26 protein-coding genes and 1 pseudogene are annotated in these 26,816 nt (G+C 68.6%); 19 read left to right on the top strand and 8 right to left on the bottom strand.

Translation table 11 applies throughout. The features are described 5' to 3' along the window. Positions 1-5: 5 nt before the first annotated feature. The gene (locus QZX79_RS09390; RefSeq protein WP_294567851.1) at positions 6-1,505 is read left to right on the top strand and encodes a dihydrolipoamide acetyltransferase family protein; all 1,500 of its coding nucleotides are present in this window, start codon (positions 6-8) and stop codon (positions 1,503-1,505) included. A gap of 423 nt (positions 1,506-1,928) precedes the next feature. Further along, entirely contained in the window at positions 1,929-2,696 is a 768-nt protein-coding gene (locus tag QZX79_RS09385; RefSeq protein ID WP_294567849.1) for a GAF and ANTAR domain-containing protein, read from the top strand. Between the two features lie 63 nt (positions 2,697-2,759). Here the strand turns inward: QZX79_RS09385 and QZX79_RS09380 are convergent, their stop codons facing one another. The 5 genes from QZX79_RS09380 to QZX79_RS09360 form a co-directional block, all read right to left on the bottom strand. Beyond that, the gene (locus tag QZX79_RS09380) at positions 2,760-3,095 is read right to left on the bottom strand and encodes a hypothetical protein (protein ID WP_294567847.1); all 336 of its coding nucleotides are present in this window, start codon (positions 3,093-3,095) and stop codon (positions 2,760-2,762) included. 178 nt (positions 3,096-3,273) lie between these two features. Beyond that, positions 3,274-3,891 (bottom strand): N-acetyltransferase, encoded by a 618-nt coding sequence (locus tag QZX79_RS09375; RefSeq protein ID WP_294567845.1) that lies wholly within the window; start codon positions 3,889-3,891, stop codon positions 3,274-3,276. Positions 3,892-4,030: 139 nt separating this feature from the next. Further along, positions 4,031-4,453 carry a DUF6098 family protein gene (locus QZX79_RS09370; protein WP_294567842.1) on the bottom strand — a complete coding sequence of 141 codons (423 nt, stop codon included), beginning with the start codon at positions 4,451-4,453 and terminating at the stop codon, positions 4,031-4,033. A 242-nt stretch (positions 4,454-4,695) separates the two neighbouring features. Next, a complete protein-coding gene (locus tag QZX79_RS09365; RefSeq protein WP_294567840.1) occupies positions 4,696-5,067 on the bottom strand; it encodes a hypothetical protein in 372 nt (123 codons plus the stop codon). Between the two features lie 86 nt (positions 5,068-5,153). Then, on the bottom strand, positions 5,154-6,467 hold the full coding sequence (locus tag QZX79_RS09360) for a DUF2252 domain-containing protein (RefSeq protein ID WP_294567839.1): 1,314 nt from the start codon (positions 6,465-6,467) through the stop codon (positions 5,154-5,156). Between the two features lie 399 nt (positions 6,468-6,866). On the opposite strand from QZX79_RS09360, the gene QZX79_RS09355 reads away from it, so the two are divergent. Both QZX79_RS09355 and QZX79_RS09350 read left to right on the top strand, forming a co-directional pair. Beyond that, positions 6,867-7,424, top strand: coding sequence for a dihydrofolate reductase family protein (locus QZX79_RS09355; RefSeq protein ID WP_294567836.1), 558 nt, complete (start codon positions 6,867-6,869; stop codon positions 7,422-7,424). Positions 7,425-7,947: 523 nt separating this feature from the next. Continuing rightward, positions 7,948-9,222, top strand: coding sequence for an MFS transporter (locus tag QZX79_RS09350; RefSeq protein ID WP_294567833.1), 1,275 nt, complete (start codon positions 7,948-7,950; stop codon positions 9,220-9,222). A 180-nt stretch (positions 9,223-9,402) separates the two neighbouring features. On the opposite strand, the gene QZX79_RS09345 is transcribed toward QZX79_RS09350, so the two are convergent. Both QZX79_RS09345 and QZX79_RS09340 read right to left on the bottom strand, forming a co-directional pair. Beyond that, positions 9,403-9,870: a GNAT family N-acetyltransferase gene (locus QZX79_RS09345; RefSeq protein ID WP_294567830.1), complete on the bottom strand. Its 468-nt coding sequence runs from the start codon at positions 9,868-9,870 to the stop codon at positions 9,403-9,405. Positions 9,871-9,963: 93 nt separating this feature from the next. Beyond that, on the bottom strand, positions 9,964-10,575 hold the full coding sequence (locus tag QZX79_RS09340; protein WP_159615967.1) for a TetR/AcrR family transcriptional regulator: 612 nt from the start codon (positions 10,573-10,575) through the stop codon (positions 9,964-9,966). A 117-nt stretch (positions 10,576-10,692) separates the two neighbouring features. Here QZX79_RS09340 and QZX79_RS09335 point away from each other — a divergent pair, with 117 nt between their 5' ends. The 7 genes from QZX79_RS09335 to QZX79_RS09305 are packed head-to-tail and all read left to right on the top strand — an operon-like array spanning position 10,693 to position 18,469. Continuing rightward, on the top strand, positions 10,693-12,297 hold the full coding sequence (locus QZX79_RS09335; protein ID WP_294567828.1) for a carboxyl transferase domain-containing protein: 1,605 nt from the start codon (positions 10,693-10,695) through the stop codon (positions 12,295-12,297). 11 nt (positions 12,298-12,308) lie between these two features. Further along, positions 12,309-14,477 (top strand): biotin carboxylase N-terminal domain-containing protein, encoded by a 2,169-nt coding sequence (locus tag QZX79_RS09330; RefSeq protein ID WP_294567826.1) that lies wholly within the window; start codon positions 12,309-12,311, stop codon positions 14,475-14,477. Next, a complete protein-coding gene (locus QZX79_RS09325) occupies positions 14,474-15,646 on the top strand; it encodes an acyl-CoA dehydrogenase family protein (protein ID WP_133403288.1) in 1,173 nt (390 codons plus the stop codon). Before QZX79_RS09330 ends, QZX79_RS09325 begins: the two co-directional genes overlap by 4 nt. 30 nt (positions 15,647-15,676) lie before the next feature. Beyond that, the gene (locus tag QZX79_RS09320; RefSeq protein WP_120166667.1) at positions 15,677-16,459 is read left to right on the top strand and encodes a CoA transferase subunit A; all 783 of its coding nucleotides are present in this window, start codon (positions 15,677-15,679) and stop codon (positions 16,457-16,459) included. 3 nt (positions 16,460-16,462) lie between these two features. Then, the gene (locus QZX79_RS09315; RefSeq protein WP_294567817.1) at positions 16,463-17,116 is read left to right on the top strand and encodes a CoA transferase subunit B; all 654 of its coding nucleotides are present in this window, start codon (positions 16,463-16,465) and stop codon (positions 17,114-17,116) included. After that, entirely contained in the window at positions 17,109-17,651 is a 543-nt protein-coding gene (locus tag QZX79_RS09310; RefSeq protein ID WP_294567815.1) for a MaoC family dehydratase, read from the top strand. Before QZX79_RS09315 ends, QZX79_RS09310 begins: the two co-directional genes overlap by 8 nt. An 11-nt stretch (positions 17,652-17,662) precedes the next feature. Further along, the gene (locus QZX79_RS09305; RefSeq protein ID WP_294567876.1) at positions 17,663-18,469 is read left to right on the top strand and encodes a CoA ester lyase; all 807 of its coding nucleotides are present in this window, start codon (positions 17,663-17,665) and stop codon (positions 18,467-18,469) included. Between the two features lie 402 nt (positions 18,470-18,871). On the opposite strand, the gene QZX79_RS09300 is transcribed toward QZX79_RS09305, so the two are convergent. Further along, complete coding sequence (locus tag QZX79_RS09300) at positions 18,872-20,194, bottom strand: HNH endonuclease signature motif containing protein (RefSeq protein ID WP_294567812.1); 1,323 nt, start codon at positions 20,192-20,194, stop codon at positions 18,872-18,874. A gap of 153 nt (positions 20,195-20,347) precedes the next feature. Between QZX79_RS09300 and QZX79_RS09295 the strand changes: the two genes are divergently transcribed. The 8 genes and pseudogenes from QZX79_RS09295 to QZX79_RS09260 form a co-directional block, all read left to right on the top strand. Continuing rightward, positions 20,348-21,016 (top strand): SDR family oxidoreductase, encoded by a 669-nt coding sequence (locus QZX79_RS09295; RefSeq protein ID WP_294567810.1) that lies wholly within the window; start codon positions 20,348-20,350, stop codon positions 21,014-21,016. 48 nt (positions 21,017-21,064) lie between these two features. Continuing rightward, the gene (dxr, locus tag QZX79_RS09290) at positions 21,065-22,318 is read left to right on the top strand and encodes a 1-deoxy-D-xylulose-5-phosphate reductoisomerase (protein WP_294567807.1); all 1,254 of its coding nucleotides are present in this window, start codon (positions 21,065-21,067) and stop codon (positions 22,316-22,318) included. A gap of 96 nt (positions 22,319-22,414) precedes the next feature. Next, positions 22,415-23,761, top strand: a complete 1,347-nt coding sequence (locus tag QZX79_RS09285) for an RIP metalloprotease (RefSeq protein ID WP_294567805.1) — start codon at positions 22,415-22,417, stop codon at positions 23,759-23,761. Between the two features lie 65 nt (positions 23,762-23,826). Then, positions 23,827-24,540, top strand: a complete 714-nt coding sequence (locus QZX79_RS09280; protein WP_294567802.1) for a helix-turn-helix domain-containing protein — start codon at positions 23,827-23,829, stop codon at positions 24,538-24,540. Then, the gene (locus QZX79_RS09275) at positions 24,540-25,004 is read left to right on the top strand and encodes a hypothetical protein (protein WP_294567799.1); all 465 of its coding nucleotides are present in this window, start codon (positions 24,540-24,542) and stop codon (positions 25,002-25,004) included. Before QZX79_RS09280 ends, QZX79_RS09275 begins: the two co-directional genes overlap by 1 nt. Before the next feature lie 17 nt (positions 25,005-25,021). Continuing rightward, positions 25,022-25,312, top strand: a complete 291-nt coding sequence (locus QZX79_RS09270) for a YciI family protein (RefSeq protein ID WP_294567797.1) — start codon at positions 25,022-25,024, stop codon at positions 25,310-25,312. Positions 25,313-25,412: 100 nt separating this feature from the next. Beyond that, positions 25,413-26,570 (top strand): flavodoxin-dependent (E)-4-hydroxy-3-methylbut-2-enyl-diphosphate synthase, encoded by a 1,158-nt coding sequence (gene ispG, locus QZX79_RS09265; RefSeq protein ID WP_294567795.1) that lies wholly within the window; start codon positions 25,413-25,415, stop codon positions 26,568-26,570. 18 nt (positions 26,571-26,588) lie between these two features. After that, a pseudogene (locus QZX79_RS09260) lies at positions 26,589-26,816 on the top strand (GNAT family N-acetyltransferase); the annotation flags it as partial.

Below are 26,816 nucleotides of genomic sequence, written 5' to 3'. Positions count from 1 at the left end.
CAGGCGTGATCAAGGAGTTCCGGCTTCCGGACCTGGGCGAAGGCCTCACGGAATCTGAAATCGTCAACTGGCATGTGGCGGTGGGGGACACCGTCGAGCTGAACCAGATCATCGCCGATGTGGAGACCGCGAAGGCCGTCGTCGAACTGCCATCGCCCTACGCAGGCGTCATCGCCGAGCTTCACGAACAGCCCGGCACCGTCGTCGAGGTCGGCGCGCCGCTGGTGTCCTTCGAGGTGGCCGGGCCCGCCGGAGCGCCGCCGTCCACCGGCAGCGCAGCATCCGGAGGGGACACCGGAGCCCCCGCCAAACGTGAGCCGAACCTTGTGGGATACGGTGCCGCTGTCGAGAAGGGCGGGCGGCCCGAACGGCGTGCCCGGCGCTTCGCGTCCCAGCTTTCCGGTGGCGCGAATCCTGCCGGAGGGTCCGCCCTTCCCGGGTTGGCTGAAAGGGCCGGATCCGCACCAATGATTGAGGCCGTTCCTGCCGTTCCGGCCCGCCCCGCAGTCGAGGCCGCTCCCGCGCTTGCTGCCCTCGAATCCGCCGGTCCCCCCGCCACCCCGGTCCGAACGATCAGCGGTGAGCGTCCGCGCTCGACTCCTCCGGTGCGGAAGCTGGCCCGTGATCTCGGCATCGGTCTCGAGGGGGTTCCGGGCACCGGACCCGGCGGGCTGATCACCCGAGACGACGTCCTGGCAGCCGCGCAGCAGACTTCCGCCTCCGACGGCGCGGGCGGCAGCGTCGCACCAGCATCGGTCATCCCCTCACCGGCCACCATCACACCGGCCGGAGCGCAGGACACCGCCCGGGAGACGCGCACACCGATCAAGGGGATGCGCAAGCACACGGCGGCGGCCATGGTGGCCAGCGCCTTCACCGCGCCGCATGTGACCGAGTTCCTGACCATCGACGTCACGCCCACCATGGAACTCATCGGCCGGGTCAAGGAATCCAGGGCCTTTGCGGGCGTGCGGATCACGCCGCTGACGATCGTCGCAAAGGCCCTGTGCATCGCCCTGCAGCGCAACCCGACGCTCAACTCCCGCTGGGACGAAGCCGCCGGGGACATCGTGCAGTTCAACTATGTGAACCTCGGCATCGCCGCCGCAACACCACGGGGACTGCTGGTGCCCAATATCAAGGACGCCCAGGAGCTCAGCCTGCTGGAACTGGCCGGAGCGCTGACAGGCCTCACCGAGCGGGCGCGCGCCGGAAAGACGGGTCCTGCGGATCTTTCGGGCGGCACCATCTCCATTACGAACATCGGTGTCTTCGGCATCGACGCCGGAACGCCGATCCTCAACCCCGGGGAGGCAGCGATCCTTGCCATGGGCGCCGTCCGCCGCATGCCCTGGGAGTACCAGGGGCAGATCGCACTGCGGTCGGTCATGACCCTCAGCCTCTCCTTCGACCACCGGTTGGTCGACGGCGAGCAGGGTTCGCGGTTCCTCGCCGACATCGGCGCCATCCTGGCCGACCCGGGGATGGTCCTCACGATGGTGTGACGGCCGACGCCGTACCCCCGCCGGGAGGCCTGGGCGCCGGAATGGTTTTGCCGCGGGACCCGGCGCGGCCCCTGCATCGTTCAGCGCGGGATCGGTGGGCGTAGGCTCCTGCCGCTGCCCGAAATCCACGGAAAAACAGCGGCATTTCAGGCCGCCGGGTTGACGGCGGGGAGTAGAGTCGGGAAACCAGCAGAGGGCACCGGTTGGACACCGGCCCCGTCTTCGCTGGGGTGCGTGCTCCGCACGGAGCGGGCGCGGGCGGCGCACCGGGTGGCTCCACTCCACCCGGATTCCACTGTCCAACGTCGCAGGAACCAGTGCGCCGGGGATCGTCCTACGATCGACTGCGCAACGGGCGGAGACGTGGGGACCGGTCGGCGCCGGCAGATGACCAGAACGGGAGCAGTGACGTGAGGACGGACGGTGATTGAGACGAATTCCCAGGCGGGGGACCAGCCGCGCGGCATGAGGGATCTCGCCGATCAGCTGAGCCTGCTTGCGCGCGAGATGCAGAACGAGCAGGACACCGAGGCGGTCCTCGAAGACATCGTGCGGGCAGCGATCCGGCTGATCCCCCAGGTAGCACACGCGTCGATCAGTCTTGTGAGGGCACGTCGGACGGTGGAGTCCCGGGCCGCATCCGGCGACCTGCCCCGCAGGGTAGACGCAGTCCAAAGTGAAACCGGTCAGGGTCCGTGCCTTGATGCTGCCTATCAAGAACAAGTGGTCCGGGTGCCCGACATGGGCAGTGAAACCCGATGGCCCAGGTTCGCCCGGCGGGCCTGGGACCTGGGCGCGCGGAGCATGATGTCGTTCCAGCTGTTCGTTGAGGGCGACACTCTTGGGGCACTTAATCTCTATGGTGCCGAGGTTGGCGCTTTTGATGACGAGAGTGAGCAGATCGGGCAGCTGGTCGCCGCCCATGCCGCCGTCGCGTTCGCCGATGCCCTGGAGATCAGCCAGCTCAATCAGGCCCTCGTCAACCGGGATGTGATCGGCCAGGCCAAGGGAATCCTGATGGAACGCTTCAAGATCAGCGCACCGCAGGCCTTCGTGCTGCTCTCGGCCGTGAGTTCAACGACGAATACAAAGCTCCAGGTGGTCGCCGAACAGCTGGCCAACACCGGCGATATCCGGCTGAACGGCAATGGTCACGGCAATGGTCACGCGCAGGCGGCAGCCGAAGGGTAGCACCAAGCGGTCAGGGGTCGACGCGGGTGGCACGCGAGCGCCGCCGTGGGGAGCGGCCAGCGGTCAGCTGTCGACGCGGGTGGGTCGCGGCCGCAGACGAGACCTTAGCCTGGCAGGTGGTGCCGGAGGTGACTGCAGGCGCAGATTGGAACGGTGTTCAGGGCTGTAAGGGGCTCGGCAGCAGTGGTAGCTGGCGCCCGCGAACATATCGTCGATCAGTTCGTTGACGGCCTGCGAGATGCAGTCGCGCTCCTGTGCGGGGAGCTGAATCAACCCATGCAGGTAGGCATCGACCTCAAGCTCGTCCATCGAGCCGCCCATGTTCAGGTAGTGCTGGACGACCTCACCGAGGGACAGGCCGGAACATTCGAGGGCCTCGAAGGTGCGCTGGTGCTGCATGGGTCTGTCCCTTGGGTGAGTCGGCGGCGAAAGCGGCCGGCGCCCCTGCCTAAAGGCCCCCCTGACCCGTCTTTCGGGACTCCTGCTTTCCGTACTCCCCCATTGTGTTCCCCGCACCTCAAGGAGCCCCCGCGGAAACCCTATGATTTACCTCAAGAATAAGCGGCCGGCGCCCTGCTCACCCGCCGGCAGCGGCGAGAAACCGGTCGCGCTGATGGGGGAGGAGCAGGCGCAGGAACTGGGGGTTCTCCCGCAGGAACTCCTGGGACTCGGCGCAGTATGGTGCGATATCGAGGCGCCGGCGGTGGGCGTTCATCAGGACCGACTGCATCAGCACGGGCTCGAGTCCCATGGAGCGGAACCGGCGGTCAATGACTGCCTGGATCAGCAGGACTTCCCCGCCGCGCAGCTCGTATTTCACGTACCCGGCCATCAGGCCGTCCCGGTACAGCTCGAACCGCGAGTACAGCACGTTGTCACGGAAGGTCCCCCGCTGGCCCGTCGTCTCCACCGGTACCGGAGCCTGCGCCGTCTGCTCCCTGTGTTCCAGCTCCTCGACAAGGGCCTCGTAACGCTCCCGCACCTCAAGCGGCGGGTACGCGGTGTCCATGAGTTGGTAGGTCTGGTTGCACATGGTGCGCAGCTGCCGGGTGGACAGCGCGGAAAGGTCCGTGGGGAACTGGGCTTCGCCTGCGGACGAGTTGAACGCAGGCGCCGGCTGGGGGGTGTGCCCCCACAGAGCGGCAGGGGCGTCAAGGTCGGACGTGGGGAAATGAACATGCAGAGCGTTGTTCATGACAACTCCATGGTCGAGGGGCCACAGGCCTCCTGCTCGACCGGTTTTCCCAGTGTAGGTCGGAAGTCAGGAAAGCGAAAGGTCAGGAGGCTTATTAATTTCCCCGACTCAATGTCCCCGGCGCGCGGAACTGCCCCCGCTACGGCCCCTGCCGGGCCCGAAACCGCTCCGCGTAAACGCGCTCTGCCTCTTCAAGGACGGCTGGATCAAGCCGCCCGAGAGGACGGATGTCGGTCAGGAGGGGCTCGCAGTCCGGTCCGCGGCCGGCGCAGGTTCCAGTGAGGATCCAGGCATGGCGGTCCCGCCGCTCGCTCAAGTGCTTGTACTGGCAGATCTGGCGGGCCAACCAGTCCTCCAGCGGGCGGGTCCACCAGGCTTCCGGAGTGAGTGGGTTCACCGAGAGGCCGGGGAGTGCCAGCCCGCTTTCGGTGTCGGTGCTCTGTGATCCTGCGTCGGCCTCGAACCCTTTCGAGTAGCGCAGGCAAACGCCGTGCACCGTCGTGACCAGGCGCTCGAGTTCGGCCAGGTCCTTCACGGGGCGTTTTTTCGCTGTGGTTGTCATTGCCGCCTTTCGAGTCCGCCCATCGAAAGGATCTCCGGGTCGGCCCGACTCACGCCCTGGACGTCGCCAGGGAGCGTGTCGCCCCGGTGTCCGGCAATCCGTCACCGGGTGCCCGCCATGACGCTGTTGGAAGCTCCTCCGATGAATTGCTAAGCATGCTTAGTAGATTCAAGGATGATCGAGGGCGCAGGCCGGGTCAAGCATTATCCCAGCGGCCAGACCCGACTTGCGCGGGACCCTGGTCAGGTGGCGGAGGGTTCTGGTTCCTGTCCGCATGCTCCACGCAGTTCGGACAGGGCGTCGTCGGGCACCGCGTCGCCGGACTCGGCCAACCGATCCGCCGGCGCCAGAATCTCCTCGGGCACCCCGGCGGTCCTGGCGGGACCGATGAGGCCGCCGAGGAGTTCCTTGTCCCGCGCACTGACCAGGCCATCCTCGGTCACCTTGCAGATCTGCTCCTTGACCTCGCCTGCCGCTGCGGTCGCTGCCGAGGACACGGCGTCCCGGGCGGTGTCCTCGGCCTGGGCGCACGCTCCCAGCAGGGCGGCGAACGGCACGGCGAGCAGGGCGAGGCGCCACTGTTTCCGGCCGGGAGTGTGGGTCTGGACGGTCATTGGCAATTCTCCTCGGTTCTGCGGACGGGCGGCACGGCAGGCCGGACGGCGCGCAATAGGTTGGATTTCCCTTTGCTGGGGAAGGTTCAGGTGGCCGGAACTGCTGTGATCTTTCCTTCCCGGAAGGCATCGACGAACAATGAATGGTCCCGGCGGACCTCCGCCGCGTAGGCCGTGGCGAAGTCGATGATGTCTTCGATGAACTCCTCCTCACGGCCCTCAAGTAATTCAATGATCGCAGTTTCGATGCGGAACGGCACAAGGTCGTGGTCACTGTCCTCGTCGCTGGCGCAGTGGATCTTGGCGGTGGCCTGGCCGAGGCTGGCCAGGACGGGTTCCATCTGGGACGGCTCCGTCAGGTCTTCCCAGTCAAGGTCCCGCTTGTAGGGGGAGAGTTCGCCGACGACGAAGGACACCCCGTCGATCGTGGTGTAGCCGAGGAAGGGATCGGTGTGGGTCTGGAGTGAGCGCTGGCTGATGACCGCGCGGTGGCCGTCGTCGATGAAGTAGGAGCGTACCCGCTCATCGGAGACGATCCTGCTGGGCGCGGCGACGTTCGACTGCTTCATGGCGAGAATGATGTCGTTTTCCTGGGCCTCGTCGAAGCCTTCGATGAGGACGTTGTAGGCCGGCAGGCCCGCACTGCCGATGCCGAAGCCCTTCTTGCCGACAATTCCCTTCACCCGGTAGAACACCCGCCGCCGGGACCGTTCACTGTCGGGAATGGTGGTCAGGTATTCCTCGAACGCGGCGTTGACCTTCCTGTACTCCGCCTCCTCAAGCGTGCGGATGGAACCGTCCTCGCGGAAGTGCCGTTCGTAGTCCTCGATGCGGGTCATGGCGTCCAGCAGCACTGTCCGTTTGGAGGCCCGGGCTTCCTGCAGGACGGCGCGGATTGCCCCGTCGGTGTTCGAGAGACCGAAGGCGAAATCGGCCTCTTCGGCACGAACGTAGTCGCGCACCCGGTCCAGATAGGCCTGCAGGTAGACCCGGGCGAGGTCGTGCACGGCCCGGGTGGGCAGTGCCTTCTGCCAGCACAGCAGGGCGAGGGATGCGGCGAAGCGGCGGAGGTCCCAGGAGAAATGGCCCACGTATGCCTCGTCGAAGTCGTTGACGTCGAAGGTCAGGCGTCCTTCATTGCTCATGTAGGTGCCGAAGTTTGCGGCGTGCAGGTCACCGTGAATCCACACACGGCTGGTGCGCTCGTCGGCCCAGCGGTCGTTGAGGTCCGCCATGTCGGCGTAGAAGAGGGCGGCGCTGCCCCGGTAGAACGCGTAGGGGTCGGCGGCCATCTTCCGGAACCGGGCACGGAAAGCGTGAGGATCGGCCCCCATCAGTGCCTCATGGGCTTCCACAAGGGTGTCGATGATGAGTTGTTGGCGGCGCGTGGAGTCGACCATGGAGTCAGACTACCCGCGCTCCGGCGGGCGCGGCGGGCGCAGTGAAGAAGTGGGGACGAGACGGGCGCGGCGGGCGCAGTGAAGAAGTGGGGACGCGGCGGGCGCGGCGGGCGCAGTGAAGAAGTGGGGACGAGACGGGCGTGACGGGCGTGACGGGCGCCGTGGGGACGCGGTGGATTGGCAGGCGCGGGATCGGCAGGTGCCGGAATGGTGGAGCCGGGCGGGCAGCCCGGGGTACGCTTCGTCGAAAATCCGGCGGTCGAGGGGGACCGGCCGGCCGGCCGGTCCGTTCCGGTCCGGTTGGTTCCGGTTCGGTTCGTGCAGCGGCCGCCCCCTGCCGGACCGCGCGCAGGCCTCCTGCGGGCCGCGCAGAGTGCCCCGCGTACCTGAAGGAGAAGCATGGCAAAGCTGATCTACTCGATGATCACCTCGCTCGACGGCTATGCGGAGGCGGCGGAGGGCGACCTTGGCGCCGGGGCCGAGGTCGAGGAGGTGCACAGTTTCATCGGTGACATTTTCCGCCCCGTCCGCACCTTCCTCTACGGCCGGCGGATGTACGAGACGATGGTGTTCTGGGAGACGGCGCACACCCTGCCCGACGTGCCTCCGCACATCCTGCAGTATGCCCGCGACTGGCAGGCCGCGGAAAAGATCGTGTACTCCACGACGCTGGAGGCCGCGTCAAGCGCGAGGACCCGGATCGAGCGGACCTTCGACCCTGATGCGGTGCGCAGGCTCAAGGAGGAGTCCGACTCCGACCTCAGCGTCGATGGTCCGAACCTCGCGGCTCAGGCGATCGCGGCCGGCCTGGTGGACGAGTACCACCTGTTCATCACCACGAGTGTGGTCGGGGGCGGCAAGCGGTTCTTCCCCGACGGCGTCAGACTGGATCTCGATCTGGTCGAGGAGCGCGCCTTCGACAGCGGACTGATCTACGCGCGCTACCGCACCCGGTGAACTGGACCCGGTGAACTGGATTCGCTGACCCGCACCCCGTGAACCGCACCCGGTGAACTGGACCCGTTGAACTGGATCCGCTGACCCGCACCCCGTGAACCGCACCCGGTGAACTCCTCCCGGTGAACTCCTCCCGCTGACCCGCACCGGGTGGCGGCACCGTCGGCGGTCCGGCGGCGCGTGCCGTTCCGCCCGGGTGCGTCACCCGATCGCACCGTGCCTTGCCCTGGTGGTGCCTTGCCCTGGTGGTGCCTTGCCCGGGCGGTACCGGGAGTTGTTCCGCTCAGGGCGGGACAGTCGGGCCCAAAGTGACGACCCTCGGCCTGCTGCCTGGTGCGGCGCGCCGGAAGCGGCGCTTCATCGAATAGCGCTTTACTTGGACCTTGGGGAGCGGGTGCCTTTCTCGACAGGTTGGAGCTAACGGCCGAAGAGAACGGCCGAAGCGACCGCATGCTGTGTCGGCGGGCTGTGCCGGCGAACGTCGCCGGCGGCTCGCGCCGGCTGGAGACAGGACGGGGATTCCGTGGTGGAGGATGGAGGGCGCCCTCCCGGGGATGCGGTGCCCGATGGCGAACGGCAGCCGCTCGGGGCCCCGTTCTGGACGCTGTGGACCGCTTCGGGTTTCTCGAACCTCGCCGACGGCGTCCTCAAGGTCGCCCTGCCGCTGATTGCCCTGCGCTTCACCGATTCTCCGACGCTGATTGCCGGGCTCGCCGTCGCCCTGTCGCTGCCATGGTTGTTCTTCGCGCTGCCTGCCGGAGCGCTCGCCGACCGCGGCGACCGCCGCCGGATCATGCTTACGGCCAACACCGCTCGCGCCGCGCTTCTTCTCGCCCTCGTTGCCGCCCTGCTGTCCGGGGCGGAGCCAATCTGGGCCCTCTACCTTGTGGCGTTCGGCATCGGCTGCTCCGAGACCGCCTACGACACCTCGGCCCAGTCGATCCTGCCGCAGGTGGTGCCCCGGCCGGTGCTCTCGCGGGCCAACGGCCGGCTCTTCGCGGTGGAACTGACGGCGAACCAGTTCATCGGGCCACCGCTCGGAGGAGCACTCGTCGTCGCGGGGGCCACCCTGGCCCTGACCGTCCCGGCGGCCCTGTGGGTCTGCGCGGTGGGAGCACTGCTGTTCGTGCGCGGCGGTTTCCGGGTAGAGCGGACGACATCCACCTCGATGCGTGCCGACATCGCCGAGGGGCTGCGGTTTCTGTGGAGCCGGCCGCTGCTGCGCACGCTTGCGGCGATGGTCGGAGGCTTCAACTTCGCCACCAGCGCGGCGTTCACCGTCTTCGTGCTCTTCGCCGTCGGCCCCGGATCGGCCATGAAGCTTTCGGAGCCCGGTTTCGGGCTGCTGCTGACCTCGATCGCCGTCGGAAGCGTGCTCGGCTCGCTCGTCGCCGAGGGGATCGAGAAGCGGTTGGGACGCTCCCGGTCCCTGGCCGTGGCGATCCTTGCGAGCGTGCCCCTCGTCGGCATCCCGGCCGTGACGGCGGACCCGGTGCTCGTTGGCCTGGCCTTCTTCCTGGGCGGGGTGGCCATCGCCGTCTGGAACGTCGTTTCGGTCTCGCTGCGGCAGCGGATCACTCCGGACCGGCTGCTCGGACGGGTCAACAGCGCCTACCGCCTGCTGGCCTGGGGCACCATGCCTGCGGGCGCGGCCGCCGGCGGGCTGCTGGCCCAGTACTTCGGGCTGACCACGGTGTTCGCTTCGATGGGCATCCTGTCCCTGGCGCTGCTGCTGGGCATGCGGATGGTGACCGAACCAGCCATTGAGGCCGCGGAACGCGACGTCGAAGGCGCGTAGGCCGCGGGGTGCGACGTCGGAGGTGGTTGAGCCGCGGGGCGCGACGTCGAAGGCGTCTGGGCGGGCGCCGCGGTGACGGACGGCGGGCCCGCCCGACCGAGAGCCGCGGCTCCGGCCCCGGCCTCGCCGTCGTCCAGCCCCGGCCGCGCCCTCGGCCGGCTCAGCGCAGTTCCGGCCGGCTCAGCGCAGTTCGAGGATCAGTTCCTTGACCACCGCGCCGCGGGCGTTGGCGAAACCCTGGGCCTCGCCGACGCGCTGGAAGCCCCACCGCTCAAGGATGCGGATTGAGCTGACGTTGTCGACCACGGCCCGGGCGCGCAGGGGGCGTTCGGTCACCTCGGCGAGGAACTGGCCCACCGCCGCCGTCGTAATGCCCTGGCCCCAGCGCGCCTTGTCCACCCAGTAGCTGATTTCGGGGGTCTCCTCGTCCTTGTAGGCGAGGATGCTGCCGACCACCTCGCCGTCCGCGAGGATGGTGCGCACTGTGATCTTGGGGTTGTTGAGGATGTCCTGCCAGTGGTGGTCGAACACCCCGCGGTCTGACGGATTCTTCGCGGCGAAGGCCGCCATGTGGTTGGCGCTTGGGTCCAGCTGGTGGGTGAAGAACTCATCCAGGTCGGCGGCTTCAACGGGGCGGAGTTCAATCACAGCGGAACTTTCGGTTAGGGGGCGCGGTCGGTATCGGTGAGGAATGGTATCGGTAAGGAACCAGCGTACCTGCGGGTCAGGCGGATGCCGGGCTCAGGCGTTCAGTGCGGCCCAGGCCATGTTCTCCAGGAGGAGACGCAGGCCGCCGAGATCCCTGCTGCTCCTGCTGCCCTGGGTGGTGTGGGGGGTTGAGTTGATGAGTCCGAACACCGCATGGGCCTTGCGGCGCAGCTGCACGAGGTCGGCACCCGGGGTGCGGTCGGCCATCGCCTCGACCCACACCTCGAGGTAGCGGCGCTGCAGTGACCTCACCGTCTGGGCGTCCTCGCGGGACAGGCTGCTGAGGTCGCGGTCCTGGACACGGATGACGTTGGCGTTGCTGAGGGCGAAGTCGACCTGGAACTCGATGAGTCCGCGCAGGGCGCTGTCGGCGTCGGCGGAGTTGGCCAGGACGGCCCGGCCGCCGTCGAGGAGGTCCTCACTGACTCCGGTCAGCAGCGCCGAGAGCACCGCGGGCTTGCCGCTGAAGTGGCGGTAGACGGCCGGCCCGCTGACGCCCGCGGCAGCACCGAGGTCCTCAATGGAGACACCGTTGTACCCGCGCTCGGCGAAAAGCTGGGCCGCCGCGCCCAAAAGGGCGGCGCGCCGAGAGGCCTTGGCCAGGCTGCGGCCCGTAACCCGGTCGACGGTGGGCGGTGATTCCATGGAAATATCCTTCGCGGCTGGTGGATGTGCTCTTATTGTGGTGGACAGGCCGGTTAATAGCCACTAACCTAAATTCGGTTAGCGCTTACTAACTTAAGTCGTTTGAGGGAAGAGTCGATGGAGACGCTCACGTCGAAGGTGGACACCACCTCGCTGGAATTCTTGGAGAACGACGAGGCGCAGCGCCGCCTGGCCGCGGAACTCCGCGACCGCCTCGCGGAAACCGCCCTGGGCGGACCGCCGCGGTCCCGCGAGCGGCACGTGGCCCGCGGCAAGCTCCTGCCGCGCGAACGCATCGACTTCCTGCTCGACGACGGCAGCCCCTTCCTCGAGATCGCGCCGCTGGCGGCCAACGGCATGTACGACGACGAATCTCCGGGAGCCGGCGTCATCGCGGGCATCGGCCTGGTCCACGGGCGGCATGTGCTGGTCATCTCCAATGACGCGACGGTCAAGGGCGGCACCTACTACCCGCTGACGGTGAAGAAGCACCTGCGGGCCCAGGAGGTTGCGCTCGAGAACAACCTGCCGTGCGTCTACCTCGTCGACTCCGGCGGGGCCTACCTGCCGAAGCAGGACGAGGTGTTTCCCGACCGCGACCACTTCGGCCGCATCTTCTACAACCAGGCCACCCTGTCGGCGCGGAAGATCCCCCAAATCGCCGCCGTTCTGGGCTCCTGCACCGCAGGCGGCGCCTATGTCCCGGCCATGAGCGATGAAACGGTGATCGTCAGGAACCAGGGCACCATCTTCCTGGGCGGGCCGCCGCTGGTGAAGGCCGCCATCGGCGAGGTCGTTACGGCGGAGGAACTCGGCGGCGGCGAGCTTCACTCCCGGGTCTCCGGAGTCACCGACCACCTCGCGGAGAACGACCACCACGCCCTCGAGATCGTGCGCGACATCATCTCGACGCTTCCGGACCCGCGGCCGGCGGAGGGGACCGTTCCGGTGCAGCCGCCCGCCGTCGACACCGACGAGCTCTACGGCGCCGTTCCGGTGGACGTCAACGCCTCCTACGACGTCCGCGAGGTCATCGCGCGCCTCGTCGACGGAAGCCTCTTCCACGAGTTCAAGCGCGACTACGGCACCACGCTGGTGACCGGCTTCGCCACCCTGCACGGGCACAAGGTCGGGATCGTCGCCAACAACGGAGTGCTCTTCAGCGAGTCGGCGCTCAAGGGCGCCCACTTCATCGAGCTGTGCGACCAGCGCGGCATCCCGCTGATCTTCCTGCAGAACATCTCCGGCTTCATGGTCGGCAGGGACTCCGAGGCCGGCGGCATCGCCAAGAACGGGGCCAAGATGGTCACCGCGGTGGCCACCTGCCGGGTTCCCAAGCTCACCGTGGTGATCGGAGGCTCCTTCGGAGCCGGCAACTACTCGATGTGCGGGCGGGCCTACTCCCCGCGCTTCCTGTGGATGTGGCCGGCGAGCCGCATTTCCGTCATGGGCGGCAACCAGGCCTCCTCGGTGCTCAGCACGGTCAAGCGCGACCAGCTCGAGGCGCGCGGGGAAGAGTGGAGCGCCGAGGAGGAAGCGGCCTTCACCGCCCCGATCCGGGAGCAGTACGAGGCCCAGGGAAGCCCCTACTATTCAACGGCCCGGCTGTGGGACGACGGCATCATCGACCCCGCCGACACCCGCACCGTCCTCGGCCTCGCCCTTGACGTGTGCGCCAACACCCCGCTGCCGGAGACCTCCTTCGGCCTCTTCCGGATGTGAGAGACCTGCCCATGACTGCTCCCCACCGGCCGCCGTTTTCGACGGTCCTTGTTGCCAACCGAGGCGAGATCGCCTGCCGGGTCATCCGCACCCTGCGCTCCCTGGGCATCCGTTCCGTCGCCGTCTACAGCGACGCCGACGCCGGGGCCCGCCACGTCCGGGAGGCCGACACCGCCGTGCGGATCGGCCCCGCCTCCGCCGCCGAGAGCTACCTCAGCGCCGAGGCGATCCTCGCCGCCTGCCGGCGGACCGGAGCCGAAGCGGTCCACCCGGGCTACGGCTTCCTCAGCGAGAACGCCGGGTTCGCCCGGGCGCTGGCCGAGGCGGGCATCGTCTTCATCGGCCCCGACGTCCACGCACTGAACGTCATGGGCGACAAGATCCGCTCGAAGAACCACGTGGCCGGACACGGCGTTCCCGTCGTTCCGGGGCTCGCCGAGCCGGGCCTGACGGACGAGCAGCTGATCGAGGCGGCCGAAAACATCGGCTACCCGCTGCTCATCAAGCCTTCGGCCGGCGGCGGCGGAAAGGGCATGCACGCCGTGTACGAGCCGGAGGAACTGCCGGCGGTGCTGCTGACCGCCCGGCGCGTTGCCGCCTCCGCGTTCGGCGACGACACCCTGTTCCTCGAACGGCTCATCCCCACCCCGCGCCACATCGAGGTGCAGGTGCTGGCCGACCAGCACGGGAACGTCGTCCACCTGGGGGAGCGCGAGTGCTCCCTGCAGCGCCGCCACCAGAAGGTCATCGAGGAGGCGCCGTCGGCCCTGCTCACCGAGGCCACCCGCGCCCGCATCGGCGAGGCCGCCTGCAACGCCGCACGCAGCGTGAACTACACCGGAGCGGGAACGGTCGAGTTCCTCGTTTCGGATGCCTCGCCGGACGAGTTCTTCTTCATGGAGATGAACACGCGCCTGCAGGTGGAGCACCCGGTGACCGAACTCGTCACCGGTGTCGACCTGGTCGAGTGGCAGGTGCGCATTGCCGGAGGGGAGGCGCTCGCCTTCGGGCAGGACGACGTCGTGCTCACCGGCCATGCGGTTGAGGCGCGGGTCTACGCGGAGAACCCGGAGGCAGGCTTCCTTCCCTCCTCGGGCACAGTGCTGCGCCTCGAGGAACCGGCGGGCGAGGGGATCCGGGTGGACAGCTCGCTCCTGCCCGGGCTCACCATCCCGGCCGCCTATGATCCGATGCTTTCCAAGGTGATCGCGTGGGGTGCCGACCGGACCCAGGCCCTCGATCGGCTCGATACCGCGCTCGCCTCCTCGGTGGTGCTCGGCATCGACACCAACACCGAATACCTGCGCCTGCTCATCGGCGACGAGGACGTCCGTGACGCGCGGCTCGACACCACGCTGATCGAGCGGAAACTGCCGGGGCTTGCCTTCCGGACCGTCACCGACGCCGACCTCGCCGTCCTCGCCGTCGGGATGCTCAGGTCCGATCTGCAGTCCGACGGCCGAGCCGGCGGCTCTCCTGCCGCAGCGGAGCTGCCGCCCTGGCAGCGCCGGGACGGCTTCCGGCTGGGCGTGCCCCAGCCGCGCCGGCTGAGCCTTGAGGTGGGCCCCGACGACGTCCGTGCGGTATCGATCCTGCCTGCCGACTCCGCGGGGCCGAACGGGACATTCGCGGTGGCCGTCGATGATGGACCGACCCAAACTGTTCGGTTCGATCCCGCAGGGGGCGCCGTCGTGGACGGCGTGCGCACCGGTGTGGCGATGGTGCACGCCGACGGAGTGTCCTGGCTGGGGGAGGGCGGCTGGTCGGTCTCGGTGCGCCGGCTCAGCCGCAGCGCCCGCCTGCAGGCCCAGCTCGCGCTGGTGGCCCGCGCTGCCGGAACCGCCGATCCGCTCGTGCGCAGCCCCATGCCGGGCACCGTCGTCTCGGTGTCCGTCAGCGACGGTGACGCCGTCGAGGAGGGCCAGGTGCTCCTGGCCGTCGAGGCAATGAAGATGGAGCACCAGCTCCGGGCCGCCGTCGCCGGAACCGTCCACCTCAACCTGAAACCGGGGGACCTGGTGCGCGCCGATCAGGTGGTCGCAAGCATCCATGTCGAGGAGGCCGTCCCGGCAGGAGAATCCGCCGGGCAGGAAGCCGATCAGGACACTGCAGATCAGCAAACAGCAGCGCAGGAAACAGCAGCGCAGGAACCAACAGCGAAGGAAGTATCAGCACGATGAACTTTGAACTGTCTGAGGAGTACCAGGACCTCGTCGACACAGTGCGCGAATTCGCCGACGAGGTTGTCGCGCCGGTTTCCGCCAAGCACGACGAGGAGCACAGCTTCCCCTACGACGTGGTGAAGCAGATGGCGGACATGGGCCTGTTCGGCCTGCCGTTCCCGGAGGAATACGGCGGAATGGGCGGCGACTACTTCGCGCTGTGCCTCGCGCTCGAACAGCTCGCCCGGGTCGACCAGTCGGTGGCCATCACCCTCGAGGCCGGTGTCTCCCTCGGCGCCATGCCGATCTACCGGTTCGGCACCGAGGAGCAGAAGCAGACCTGGCTGCCGTCCCTCGCCTCCGGCAAGGCCCTCGGCGGATTCGGCCTGACCGAATCCGAAGCCGGCTCCGACGCCTCCGGCACCCGCACCACCGCCCGGCTCGAGGACGGCCCGAACGGCCGCGAGTGGGTCATCAACGGCACCAAGGAGTTCATCACCAACTCCGGCACCGACATCACGAGCCTGGTCACGGTCACCGCGGTGACCGGCACCTCCGAGGGCCCCAACGGGACGGTGAAAAAGGAAATCTCGACGATCCTCGTTCCCTCGGACACCCCCGGTTTTACCGCCGAGAAGGCCTACAACAAGGTCGGCTGGAACGCCTCCGACACCCACCCGCTGACCCTGCGCGACGTCCGCGTGCCCGAGGCAAACCTGCTGGGCACCCGCGGCCGCGGCTACGCGAACTTCCTGCAGATCCTCGATGAGGGCCGGATCGCCATCGCCGCGCTCGCCACCGGCGCCGCGCAGGGCTGCGTCGAGCAGTCGCTGCGGTACGCCAAGGAACGCCAGGCGTTCGGCACCAATATCGGCTCCTACCAGTCGATCCAGTTCAAGATCGCCCGCATGCAGGCCCGGGCGCACACCGCACGTCTCGCCTACTACGACGCCGCGTCGCGGATGCTCGCCGGCAAGCCGTTCAAGACGCAGGCCTCCATCGCCAAGCTGGTCGCCGGCGAGGCCGCAATGGATAACGCAAGGGACGCAACCCAGATCTTCGGCGGGTACGGTTTCATCAACGAGTTCACCGTCTCCCGGCACTACCGGGATTCGAAGATCCTCGAAATCGGCGAGGGCACCACCGAGGTGCAGCTCATGCTGATCGCGCGCGAGTTGGGCCTGTAACCTGCCAGCAATGGAGTTGAAGGAGAAGCAGTGATCGACAAAGTTGTGGCAAGCGCGGCGGAGGCCGTAGCCGACATCCAGGATGGGGCGAGCCTCGCCGTGGGCGGGTTCGGCCTGTGCGGGATTCCCTCGGTGCTGATCGACGCCCTGCACGCGCAGGGCACGGGGAACCTTGAAACCATCAGCAACAACTGCGGGGTGGACGAATGGGGGCTCGGTGTCCTGCTGATGGACCACAGGATCCGCCGCACCATCAGCTCCTACGTGGGTGAGAACAAGGAGTTCGCCCGCCAGTACCTCTCGGGCGAACTGGAGGTCGAGCTGACGCCGCAGGGCACCCTCGCCGAAAAGCTGCGGGCCGGCGGCGCGGGCATCCCGGCGTTCTACACCACCGCCGGGGTGGGCACCCTCGTGAGCGAGGGTGGACTGCCGCAGAAGTACGACGCCGACGGGAACGTACTCGTCTCCTCGAAACCCAAGGAGGTCCGGACCTTCGACGGCGTCGATTACGTGCTCGAGGAATCGGTGCGCCCCGACTTCGCCCTGGTCCATGCCTGGAAGGGCGACCGCCACGGCAACCTCGTCTTCCACGCGACGGCCGCGAACTTCAATCCGCTGGCCGCCCAGGCCGGGCGGATCACCATCGCGGAGGTTGAGGAACTGGTGGAGCCGGGGGAACTCGATCCCGAACACATCCATCTCCCCGGGATCTTCGTGCAGCGGGTTGTGCACGCGCCCGACGTCGAAAAGCGGATCGAGAAGCGCACCGTGTCGCTGTCGGCCACCGAACCATCACCAGCCAAGGAGGCCTGAGACGTGGCATTGACTCGAAATGAACTCGCGGCCCGGGTGGCCCTGGAGCTCGAAAACGGCCAGTACGTCAACCTCGGTATCGGGATGCCGACGCTGATCCCTAACTACATCCCGGAGTCCGTCGAGGTGGTGCTCCACTCCGAGAACGGCATCCTCGGGGTGGGACCGTATCCGACGGAAGAGCAGCTGGACCCCGACCTGATCAACGCCGGCAAGGAGACCGTGACCGTCAATGCCGGTGCGTCGTTCTTCGATTCGGCCGCGTCCTTCGGCATGGTCCGCGGGGGCCACGTCGACCTCGCCGTGCTCGGTGCGATGGAGGTCGCGGCCAACGGCGACCTGGCGAACTGGGTCATTCCCGGCAAGATGGTCAAGGGGATGGGCGGCGCCATGGACCTCGTGTTCGGCGCCAAGCGGCTGATTGTGATGATGGAGCACGTTGACCGCACAGGGAACCCCAAGATCGTTGAACGCTGCTCCCTCCCGCTGACGGGCAAGGGTTGTGTCGACCGCATCATCACCGACCTTGCGGTGATCGACGTCGATTCCACCCGCGGGGGCGGAACGCTCGTGCTGCGCGAAACCGCACCGGGCGTGAGCGTCGAGGAAGTCATCGCTCGGACCGGCGCTCCGCTCGAGGTCCGCATCGATGGGTGAGGCGCAGGAGCCGGTGTCGGGCGGGGTGATCGTGCAGCGTGGGCTGTACTTCGATGAGCTGAAGACCGGGGTGAGGTACGCCCACCGTCCGGGCCGAACGCTGACCGAGGCCGACAATGTGCTCTTCACGACCCTCACCATGAACACGCAGGGCCTTCACCTCGATGCCGCCTGGTCGCAGGGCCAGCCCTTCGGTCAGCGGCTCGTCAACTCGATGCTTACGCTGGCGACGCTCGTGGGCCAGTCGGTCACCCAGCTCACCCAGGGCACCATCGTGGCCCAGCTCGGGCTGACGGATATCCGGTTTCCCCATCCGCTCTTCCACGGCGACACGTTGTACACCGAAACGGAGATCACCGGAGTGCGGGAATCGTCATCCCGCCCCGGACAGGGGATCGTCACCATGGTGCACACCGGCCGGAACCAGGACGGCGTCGTCGTCGCTTCCGCGGAGCGCTCGGTGCTGATGTGGTCCCGGGCAGGGCACGAGGCGGCAGGATCTGAGCCGGCCGGACACGAGGCGGCCGGCTCGTGAGCGGCTTCACGATGGGTCCGTCGCTGCTGTTCTGTCCGGCGGACCGGCCTGAGCGGTACCGCAAGGCCGCCGAGCGGGCCGACGCCGTCATCCTCGACCTTGAGGACGCCGTCGCGCCGGAGAACAAGGAGGCGGCGCGGGAGGCGCTCATTGACAGCGCGCTGGATCCGGAGCGCACCATCGTGCGGATCAATCCGGTTCCGACGGGCGACTTCCTGCGCGATTGCGCGGCGCTGCGCCGGACCTCCTACCGCACGGTCATGCTGGCCAAGGCCGGATCAGGCGGTGACCTCCGCGATGTCGGACTGCACCTGCCGTCCTACGACGTAATCGCACTGTGTGAGACGGCAGCGGGGATCCTCAAGGCACCGCACATCGCGATCCAGCCCAATGTCACCGCGCTGATGTGGGGAGCCGAGGATCTTGTCGCCTCACTCGGGGGTACCTCGAGCCGAGGCAAGGACGGCGCCTACCGCGGAGTGGCCGCACATGCGCGCTCGCAGGTCCTCCTCGCCGCAGGGGCTGCCGGCATTCCCGCCATCGACTCCGTCTACCTCGACATTCCCGATCTTGACGGGCTCTCGGCCGAGGCAGAGGATGCCGCGGCCTCGGGATTCTTCGCGAAGGCCTGCATCCATCCCAGCCAGGCCGAGCCGGTGCGCAGGGCCTACGCGCCGAGCGACGAGGAAGTTGAACAGGCCCGTGACCTGCTGCGTGAGGCCGCAGGCCGGGGCGGAGTGTTCCAGTACCAGGGGCGCATGATCGACGGCCCCATCCTGAGGCACGCCGAGCAGGTGCTCTCCCGGGTCCGCGACTGACGTAGGAGCCGAAGCGTCCGGCCCGGCGGAGCATACGGAGATGGGCGCTATGGGGGGATCCCACCGTTCATGCCATGCGCGGCCTGCTCGTGAATTGCGCGGTCTGTTCGTGAAATGCGCAGTTCCGTGTCCGGACTGCTGCTTTCGGGCCTTCAAGTTCCTGCCGGCGGTGCTGCGGCCCGGGTTTTGAGCGGGAATCACGGTGCTCAGGGCATGCCCTGTTCCCTGTCTGAACTGCGTGCTCCTGTGTCCTTCCAGGCCTTCGAGTTCCTGCCTGCGGGGGAGGGGCCCGGGCCCGAGCGGGCATCACCCGCTCACGGCATGCGCGGATGCCCGTCTTGGCTACGCCCTTCCAGTCCCTTGCGGGTCCACCCGGTGCTTCCGCCGGGGGAGAGGCCGACGTCAGAACGGGGGCGGCTCGGCCAGTTGTCCCGGCGGCGCCGTCGTGTAGTGGCGGCCGGTGGGTGACTTCCACTTCAGGGTGCCGGCGTCGTTCTCGAGGAGGTTCCAGCGAGTCGCCGACTTGTACATGTGATGCTTGAAGCAGAGGTGGGCGAGGTTTCCGTGGTCCGTCCGCCCGCCCTGCGACCAGGGAATGCTGTGGTCGATGTCGGAGTTCGCCGCCGACCGGCCGCAGCCGGGGAAACGGCAGGTCGCGTCGCGGTACCGGAGCCACCTTCGCAGCGTCGTCGATGGCAGCCGAGCCTTCCGGCCCAGGGCCAGCACGTTCCGGCCCTCGCAGGTCAGCAGGGGGAGGAAGCTGCCGGACAGCGCCGCGAGTTCCCTCGCCGTTTCCGGACTGATGGGCCCGTATCCCTCGAGCTCGGCGGGGTGGTCGGCGACTCCGAGGAGGGTCTGGACATCCATGGTCACCAGAACATCGGCCGGTGCCGATGGGTCGCTTCCGCCCGCCGGGAGGGCCGCCTTGGTCAGCAGATCGGCAAGGACGTCGGCCCGCAGCTGGGTGAGAGTCCTCGGCTCGTCCGGGCCCTGCACCGCTCGGGCCAGAGTGGTCAGGCGGTTGTACGCGGTCGTCGCCGTCTCTGCCGGCAGATAGGCCGAGAACCAGCACATCCCGTCGAGGTCCGGCGTCAGGGACACCCGTCGGTCGGCTGCTGCTTTCCGTGCGCGCTGCAGAATCGTCTCGGGGTGATTTTTCTCCCGCTCGCGCCGGCTGCTGCGGGCCAGTTCGGCCGTCGTCTGGGTAGGAGCAGCGGCGAGCAGGTGCTCCTCGAAGCCGGCCCGGGCGTCGGGTGGCAGCAGGAGTGCTTCGTCGACGATCGTCTCCGCCTGGCGGTAGTTGAGCTGACCGTTGCGCAGGGCCAGGAGGGTTGCCGGGAAGTCCTCGCACAGCAGGCGGGCGGTCCGCAGCTTCCCGAGTGCCGTGCGCTCCGGAATGCGCAGCACACACGCGGCCTCCGTGGCGGCGAGGCTTGTTGCGAGGTCTTCGTCCAGCCGGCGAAGTGCTGCCCGGGTGCTCCCGTCGTTCCCGGCAGGCCGCGGGAGGGAATCGGCAACCGCAGCGTCGAGGAAGTTCTGTTCGAGCAGGTGCAGGATCCGTGTCTGGCCCGCCTGCGCCCAGTTGATCAGGGACTCAATCTTCCCGAGGGCGGCCACGAGGCCGGGCCCATCGAGCAGTTCGGGGGAGAACAACTGGATTGCACCGCTGAGCCCCGCCGGGACGGGAATCTCCCGGGTTGTGGATGGCTGCGTCGGTGCTTCCATGACCCCACTCTGTCACCCGCCACCGACATTCCGGCGGGTTGATTGGTGCGGCAATGGCCTGACGTCCGCCCTCGGACGCACTCGACAAGCCCCGCTGGAAAAGTGCATCTGACGGGCGGGGAATGTGCCCGGGGCCACAACCGTTGTCCCCATATGAGAACAGTCATTGCAGGAGCCCACGGAAAAATTGCCCGCGAACTGACCCGCCGGCTGGTGGCGCAGGGCCACGACGTCACCGGACTGATCCGGAACCGCGACCACGAGGCGGACCTTCGACAGGACGGAGCCGACCCCGTGGTTCTCGACCTCGAGTCGGCCACCGCCCAGGAAGTGGCCGACGTCCTCACAGGGGCCGACGCCGTCGTCTTCGCCGCCGGAGCAGGGCCGGGCAGCGGCGTTGAACGCAAGGATACCGTCGACCGCGCAGCCTCGGTGCTGCTCGCCGACGCCGCGGAACTCGCCGGAGTGGGACGCTTCCTCCAGATCTCCTCGATGGGCGCCGACTCCGTCGACGGCGGCGTCCGGCCCGACGGCATGGATGACGTCTTCTACGCCTACCTGCTGGCCAAACTCGCCGCCGAACAGGACCTGCAGGCCCGGAAGCAGCTGAGCTGGACGATCGTCCGGCCAGGAGGACTCACCGACGAACCGGGCACCGGCCGGGTGAAGCTCGCCGCCAAGACCGGCTTCGGCTCCATCCCTCGCGCCGACGTCGCCTCCGTCCTCGCCGCACTCCTCGTCGGCAACACCGGCCGCTCAATGGTCCTCGAACTCACCTCGGGGGAGCAGACGGTGCGCGACGCCGTCAGCGCGCTCGCCTAGAGGCACGACCGTTTCTACCGACGGCGCGCCGTGCGGGATACTTGGGCCATGGACTTCACCAAGCTTCCGCGCGGCCACCGCCGGGTCGTCATCCTGGGATCCACCGGTTCCATCGGCACCCAGGCGCTTGACGTGATCGCCCAGGCCCCGGACCGGTTCAGCGTCGCCGCGCTCGCCGCCGGCGGCCGCAACCCGGCCATGCTGGCCCGACAGGCCGTGGCAACCCGCGCCCCGGCGGTCGGGGCCGCCCTGTGCACCGAAAGCGAACTCGAACAGGCCATCGGCAAGGCCGCAGACGCCGCGGGAGTGCGCGGCTACAACCCGGAGATCGCCGCCGGACCCGACGCGGCCCGGCGCCTGGCCGCCTGGCCCGAGGCCGACGTCGTCCTCAACGGCATCACCGGCTCGATCGGCCTCGCGCCCACCCTCGCCGCCCTGCGGGCAGGGCACCTGCTGGCCCTGGCGAACAAGGAGTCCCTGATCGTCGGGGGGCAGCTCGTGAAGGACGCAGCGGCACCCGGACAGCTGGTGCCGGTCGACTCGGAGCATTCGGCCCTCGCCCAGGCCCTCCGGTCGGGCCTCCCGGACGAGGTGGACCGGCTGGTACTCACCGCCTCGGGCGGCCCGTTCCGCGGCATGTCCCGCTCCGACCTCACCGCCGTCACCCCCGCCCAGGCGCTGGCCCACCCCACCTGGACCATGGGCAGGGTGGTCACCACCAACTCCGCCACCATGATGAACAAGGGCCTCGAGGTCATCGAGGCGCACCTGCTCTTCGACATTCCGCTGGAACGGATCGACGTCGTGGTGCACCCCCAGTCGGTCATCCATTCGATGGTCCAGTTCATTGACGGCTCCACCATCGCCCAGGCCTCGCCGCCGGACATGCGCCTTCCGATCGCGCTCGGAATCGGCTGGCCCTACCGTGTCCCGGGTTCCGCCGCCGCATGTGACTGGCGCACCGCCGCGAGCTGGACCTTCGAGCCGCTCGACGAGGAAGCGTTCCCCGCAGTGCGCCTCGCAAAGGCGGCCGCCGCGGCGGGCGGTACGTCGATGGCGGTCTTCAATGCCGCCAACGAGGAGGCCGTCGAGGCCTTCCACGCAGGCATCATCGGCTTCACCGACATCGTCGATACGGTCGCCGCGGTGGTGGCCGAGACCAGTGAATCCGGGCACACCGGGGCGGCACCCGTCGGCGCCGACGCCGGAGGCATCACCCTTGAGGCGGTGCTCGACGCCGAACGCCGGGCACGCGCCTCCGCCCGCGCCCGTTGTGGAATGAAGGAAACCTCCGCCGGATAGGGACAGGCCTTCCGGACGCACCCGCGTCCGACCACCCCGCCCGACACAATTCCGCCCGACACAACCGCGACGGAACACGAAATCGAAGGAACCGCCTTGTCTATTCTGCTCTTCATCCTCGGAGTGCTTTTCGTTGTGGTGGGCATCGGTGCGTCCATCGCGCTCCACGAGGTGGGGCACCTGGTGCCGGCGAAGCTGTTCAAGGTCCGCGTCACCCAGTACATGGTTGGCTTCGGCCCCACCCTCTGGTCCCGCCGCAAGGGCGAGACGGAGTATGGAGTCAAGGCGATCCCCGCCGGCGGCTACATCTCGATGATCGGCATGTTCCCGCCGGGGCCCACCGACGAGGAAGGCAGGGCCCGCCAGTCCGGCACCGGCGTCTTCCAGCAGCTGACCAATGACGCACGCCAGGCCGCCGCCGTACAGCTCCAGCCCGGCGACGAAAAGCGCGTCTTCTACAAGCTCCCGATCTACAAGCGCATCATCATCATGCTCGGCGGACCGCTGATGAACCTGCTGATCGGCATAGTGCTGTTCGCCGTCCTCATCATGGGCTTCGGAACCGCGCAGGCGACGACGACCGTCGCCGAGGTCTACAAGTGCGTGGTTCCGGCGGACCGGCAGGCCGAGACCGGCCAGACCGACTGCGCCGACGGCGACCCGGCCGCCCCCGCGTTCGAGGCGGGACTCCAGCCCGGTGACCGCATCCTCACCTTCGACGGCCGCGACGTCGAAAGCTGGGACCAGTTCTCGGAGTGGATCCGTGAGGCCGCGGGCCGCAGCGTTCCGATCAGCTACGTCCGCGACGGGGAGACGCGCAGTTCGTCCATCACCCCGCTGCTCACCGAGCGGCCCGTGGCGGGGCCCGACGGCCAGGCCCGCGTCGACGCCGACGGCACCCCAATCACCAAAGAGGTCGGCTTCATCGGCATCGGCTCCCAGCAGGAGCTGGTGCCGCAGCCGGCCAGCGAGGTCCTCCCCGCGGTGGGGGATTCCCTGGCCCGGGTCACCGGCGTCGTGCTGAACCTGCCCCAGCGGGTGGTCGATGTCGGGGAGGCCGCGTTCTCGGACGCACCCCGTGACCCGGAGGGCCCGATCAGCGTGGTGGGCGTCGGCAGGATCGCCGGCGAGGTCTCCGCCATGGAGGAAATCCCCCTCAAGGCACGGGCTGCGACCCTCGTCGGGCTGGTGGGCGGAGTCAATCTCGCGCTGTTCGTCTTCAACCTCATCCCCCTTCTCCCGCTCGACGGCGGGCACGTCGCCGGCGCCCTCTGGGAGGGGCTGCGGCGCACCGTCGCCCGGATCTTCCGCCGCCCCGACCCGGGCCCGTTCGACATGGCCAAGCTGCTGCCCCTGACCTACGCGGTAGCCGTCCTCCTGATGGGCATGGGCATCCTGCTGATCTACGCCGATATCGTGAAGCCGGTGTCCCTCTTCGGATAGGGTGTAAATTCATTTGAACCCCAATATGGTTGAAAATCGGCTTTCAGCCTTATAGGCTCAGGCCCGTGTTCGTACTCACGATCGACCAGGCCGGCAGTCAGCACGACGTCGACCGCGTCCCCGATCTCCTGGAGCTGCTCCGCGGGGTCGACGTGGTCACCCCCTTCGAGCGCTCGGTCGGCGACGAGGCGCAGGGCATTCCCGCAACGGCCGAGGCCGCCATCGAAGCGGCACTGCTGTGCCTGCGCCAGGGCGGCTGGTACGTGGGACTCGGGATCGGCGGCATCGAACATCCCCTGCCCGCCAGCCCCCGGGAGGGACGCGGCAGCGCCTTCGTGGCCGCGCGTACCGCCGTCGAGCGGGCCAAGAAGACCGGCGACCGCGCGCCGCTGGCCGTGGAGGGCCCGCCCGGAGCCGCCGAGGCCGAGGGAGTGCTGACCCTGATCGGACGCCATGTCATGCACCGGACCCAGGCGGAGTGGCGCATCCTTGACCGGCTGGAACCGGGCAGGTGGGGGAGTCAGACCGCCGCTGCGAGGGAACTGGGCATCGCCCCGCAGTCGGTCAGCAAGGCGGTGGCGCGCTCGGCCTGGACCGAGGAATGGGCCGCCCGCCCGGCGGCGGCGCTCCTGCTCCGGTGGGCCGAAACCGCCGACCTCTCCAACCCTTCCGGTACAGTCCGTGCGCCGGAAAGTCCCGCCACCGGCGGCGGCCGGCCCCAGCCTGCCGGCAGTGCAGAGCGCGGCCCGGCCGCAGGTGCGTCCAAGGGGGATCGCTGATGGAACTGATCTGGATCGTCCTGACCCTGCTCGCCGCGGGAGGGCTCGGCTGGCCCGTCACCACCCTGGTGCTGCGCCTGGCCCGGACCGTCGATGCCCAGGAGCGCCTCATCGAGTCCGGGCCGGAGCCCGCAGACCAGCCCCAGCTCGCCTTCCCGGCCCCGCCCCGGCCCAGCCCCTGGGAGCAGGGGGCCCCGCCCGCTCCGGCGCCGCCGCCCGAGCTCCCCGCGGGGGTCCTCCGCGGCGGACTCGTCATCGGCGTGCTCGAACGGCTCGCCGTCGCCACCGCCATCCTCACCAGCGAGCCGGTGGCCATCGCCTACGTGGTGGCGATCAAGGGCCTGGGCCGGTACGCCGAACTCAAGGAGACCCCGGCGGCCGCCGAACGCTTCATCATCGGCACCCTGACCTCGATGCTGTGGGCCGCCGGCGTGGCCTCGCTCGCGGCGAACTACCTGCTCTGATCACGTAGGGTGGGTTTATGAGTGTTTTCGCCGTCGAGTACGTCTACAGCCCCGACCAGTCCGACCTCCGGGCGGAGCACCGTCCGGCCCACCGGGAGTGGCTGGCCCGTCTCGTCGAGCAGGGCCGGGTCCTGGCCTCCGGGCCGTTCGCCGACGGGACCGGAGCCCTGCTGGTCTTCACCGCCGACTCCGAGGACGATCTGCACCAGCTCGTGAGCGAGGACCCCTTCACCCGGGCCCAGGCGATCTCCGCCGTGAAGACCACGGAATGGAACCCGGTCGTCGGTGCTTTCGCCAAGTACGTGTGAGCTTCGTCCTTCAACTAGGAGAACCGACTTCTCCGGGGTGGATAATGAGATCAGGAAAATCGGACTGCCACGCGGCTAATGCCGCCACATGGAGGATGTTTTGACTTCGGTCAGCCTAGGAATGCCAGCAGCGCCCCCGCCCGTACTCGCCCCGCGGCGCAAAACCCGCCAGATCAAGGTCGGCTCGGTCGGGGTGGGCTCGGATTCCCCGATCAGCATCCAGTCGATGACCACGACGCCGACCACCGACATCAACGCGACGCTCCAGCAGATCGCCGAGCTGACGGCGTCGGGCTGCCAGATCGTGCGGGTCGCGGTCCCGGACACCGACGACGCCGAGGCCCTGCCGATCATCGCGAAGAAGTCGCAGATCCCGGTGATCGCCGACATCCACTTCCAGCCCCGCTACGTCTTCGCGGCGATCGATGCCGGCTGCGCGGCCGTGCGGGTCAATCCCGGCAACATCAAGAAGTTCGACGACAAGGTCGGCGAGATCGCCAAGGCCGCCGGGGACGCGCGCGTCCCGATCCGGATCGGCGTGAACGCCGGCTCCCTCGACAAGCGGCTGCTGGCCAAGTACGGCAAGGCCACGCCCGAGGCGCTGGTCGAGTCGGCGCTGTGGGAGTGCTCGCTGTTCGAGGAGCACGACTTCCGCGACATCAAGATCTCCGTCAAGCACAACGACCCGGTAATCATGGTGCGCGCCTACGAGCTGCTGGCCGCGCAGTGCGACTACCCGTTGCACCTGGGCGTGACGGAGGCCGGGCCGACGTTCCAGGGCACGATCAAGTCCGCCGTGGCTTTCGGGGCGCTGCTTTCCCGGGGCATCGGCGACACCATCCGCGTCTCCCTCTCGGCCCCGCCGGTCGAGGAGATCAAGGTCGGCAACCAGATCCTCGAGTCGCTCAACCTGCGCCAGCGCGGGCTGGAGATCGTCAGCTGCCCGTCGTGCGGGCGCGCGCAGGTCGACGTCTACAAGCTGGCCGAGGAGGTCACCGCCGGGCTCGAGGGCATGGAGGTCCCCCTTCGGGTCGCCGTCATGGGCTGTGTCGTGAACGGCCCCGGCGAGGCCCGCGAGGCCGACCTCGGGGTCGCCTCGGGCAACGGCAAGGGGCAGATCTTCGTCAAGGGCGAGGTCGTCAAGACGGTGCCGGAGTCGCAGATCGTGGAGACCCTCATCGAGGAGGCCATGCGCATCGCGGCCGAGCAGACCGAGGCCGGGACGCCGTCGGGCTCGCCCGTCGTCAGCGTCAGCTGACCCGCTCCCGGACCCCCCGTGCTCCGCACGTCCGCCGCGCGCGTCCTCGACGAGGGTGACGAGCCCGCCGTCCACCGGCTGCTAGCGACCGACCCGGTGGCGGCCTGCGTGATCGCCGGCCGCGTCGAGACCTCCGGCACCGCGCCCGCGTCGCTCGGCGCGCCGCTGTGGGGCTTCGGCGGAGGCAGCGACCTCGAGGCGGTCTGCCTGGCCGGGGCCAATCTGATGCCGTTCGCCGTCCCCGGC

The organism is uncultured Arthrobacter sp., assembly GCF_902805515.1.
Taxonomy (GTDB): Bacteria; Actinomycetota; Actinomycetes; order Actinomycetales; family Micrococcaceae; genus Arthrobacter_D.
This window is presented reverse-complemented; position numbering and strand designations above follow the sequence as displayed.

Bases quoted from the DNA above. Each gene is read 5' to 3' on its own strand.
- QZX79_RS09380 (WP_294567847.1), bottom strand. From the start codon at position 3,095: ATGCAGCACCAGCGCACCTTCGAGGCCCTCGAATGTTCCGGCCTGTCC.
- QZX79_RS09375 (WP_294567845.1), bottom strand. From the start codon at position 3,891: ATGAACAACGCTCTGCATGTTCATTTCCCCACGTCCGACCTTGACGCC.
- QZX79_RS09370 (WP_294567842.1), bottom strand. From the start codon at position 4,453: ATGACAACCACAGCGAAAAAACGCCCCGTGAAGGACCTGGCCGAACTC.
- QZX79_RS09365 (WP_294567840.1), bottom strand. From the start codon at position 5,067: ATGACCGTCCAGACCCACACTCCCGGCCGGAAACAGTGGCGCCTCGCC.
- QZX79_RS09360 (WP_294567839.1), bottom strand. From the start codon at position 6,467: ATGGTCGACTCCACGCGCCGCCAACAACTCATCATCGACACCCTTGTG.
- QZX79_RS09355 (WP_294567836.1), top strand. From the start codon at position 6,867: ATGGCAAAGCTGATCTACTCGATGATCACCTCGCTCGACGGCTATGCG.
- QZX79_RS09340 (WP_159615967.1), bottom strand. From the start codon at position 10,575: ATGGAATCACCGCCCACCGTCGACCGGGTTACGGGCCGCAGCCTGGCC.
- QZX79_RS09335 (WP_294567828.1), top strand. From the start codon at position 10,693: ATGGAGACGCTCACGTCGAAGGTGGACACCACCTCGCTGGAATTCTTG.
- QZX79_RS09330 (WP_294567826.1), top strand. From the start codon at position 12,309: ATGACTGCTCCCCACCGGCCGCCGTTTTCGACGGTCCTTGTTGCCAAC.
- QZX79_RS09325 (WP_133403288.1), top strand. From the start codon at position 14,474: ATGAACTTTGAACTGTCTGAGGAGTACCAGGACCTCGTCGACACAGTG.
- QZX79_RS09310 (WP_294567815.1), top strand. From the start codon at position 17,109: ATGGGTGAGGCGCAGGAGCCGGTGTCGGGCGGGGTGATCGTGCAGCGT.
- QZX79_RS09305 (WP_294567876.1), top strand. From the start codon at position 17,663: ATGGGTCCGTCGCTGCTGTTCTGTCCGGCGGACCGGCCTGAGCGGTAC.
- QZX79_RS09300 (WP_294567812.1), bottom strand. From the start codon at position 20,194: ATGGAAGCACCGACGCAGCCATCCACAACCCGGGAGATTCCCGTCCCG.
- QZX79_RS09295 (WP_294567810.1), top strand. From the start codon at position 20,348: ATGAGAACAGTCATTGCAGGAGCCCACGGAAAAATTGCCCGCGAACTG.
- dxr (WP_294567807.1), top strand. From the start codon at position 21,065: ATGGACTTCACCAAGCTTCCGCGCGGCCACCGCCGGGTCGTCATCCTG.
- QZX79_RS09275 (WP_294567799.1), top strand. From the start codon at position 24,540: ATGGAACTGATCTGGATCGTCCTGACCCTGCTCGCCGCGGGAGGGCTC.
- QZX79_RS09270 (WP_294567797.1), top strand. From the start codon at position 25,022: ATGAGTGTTTTCGCCGTCGAGTACGTCTACAGCCCCGACCAGTCCGAC.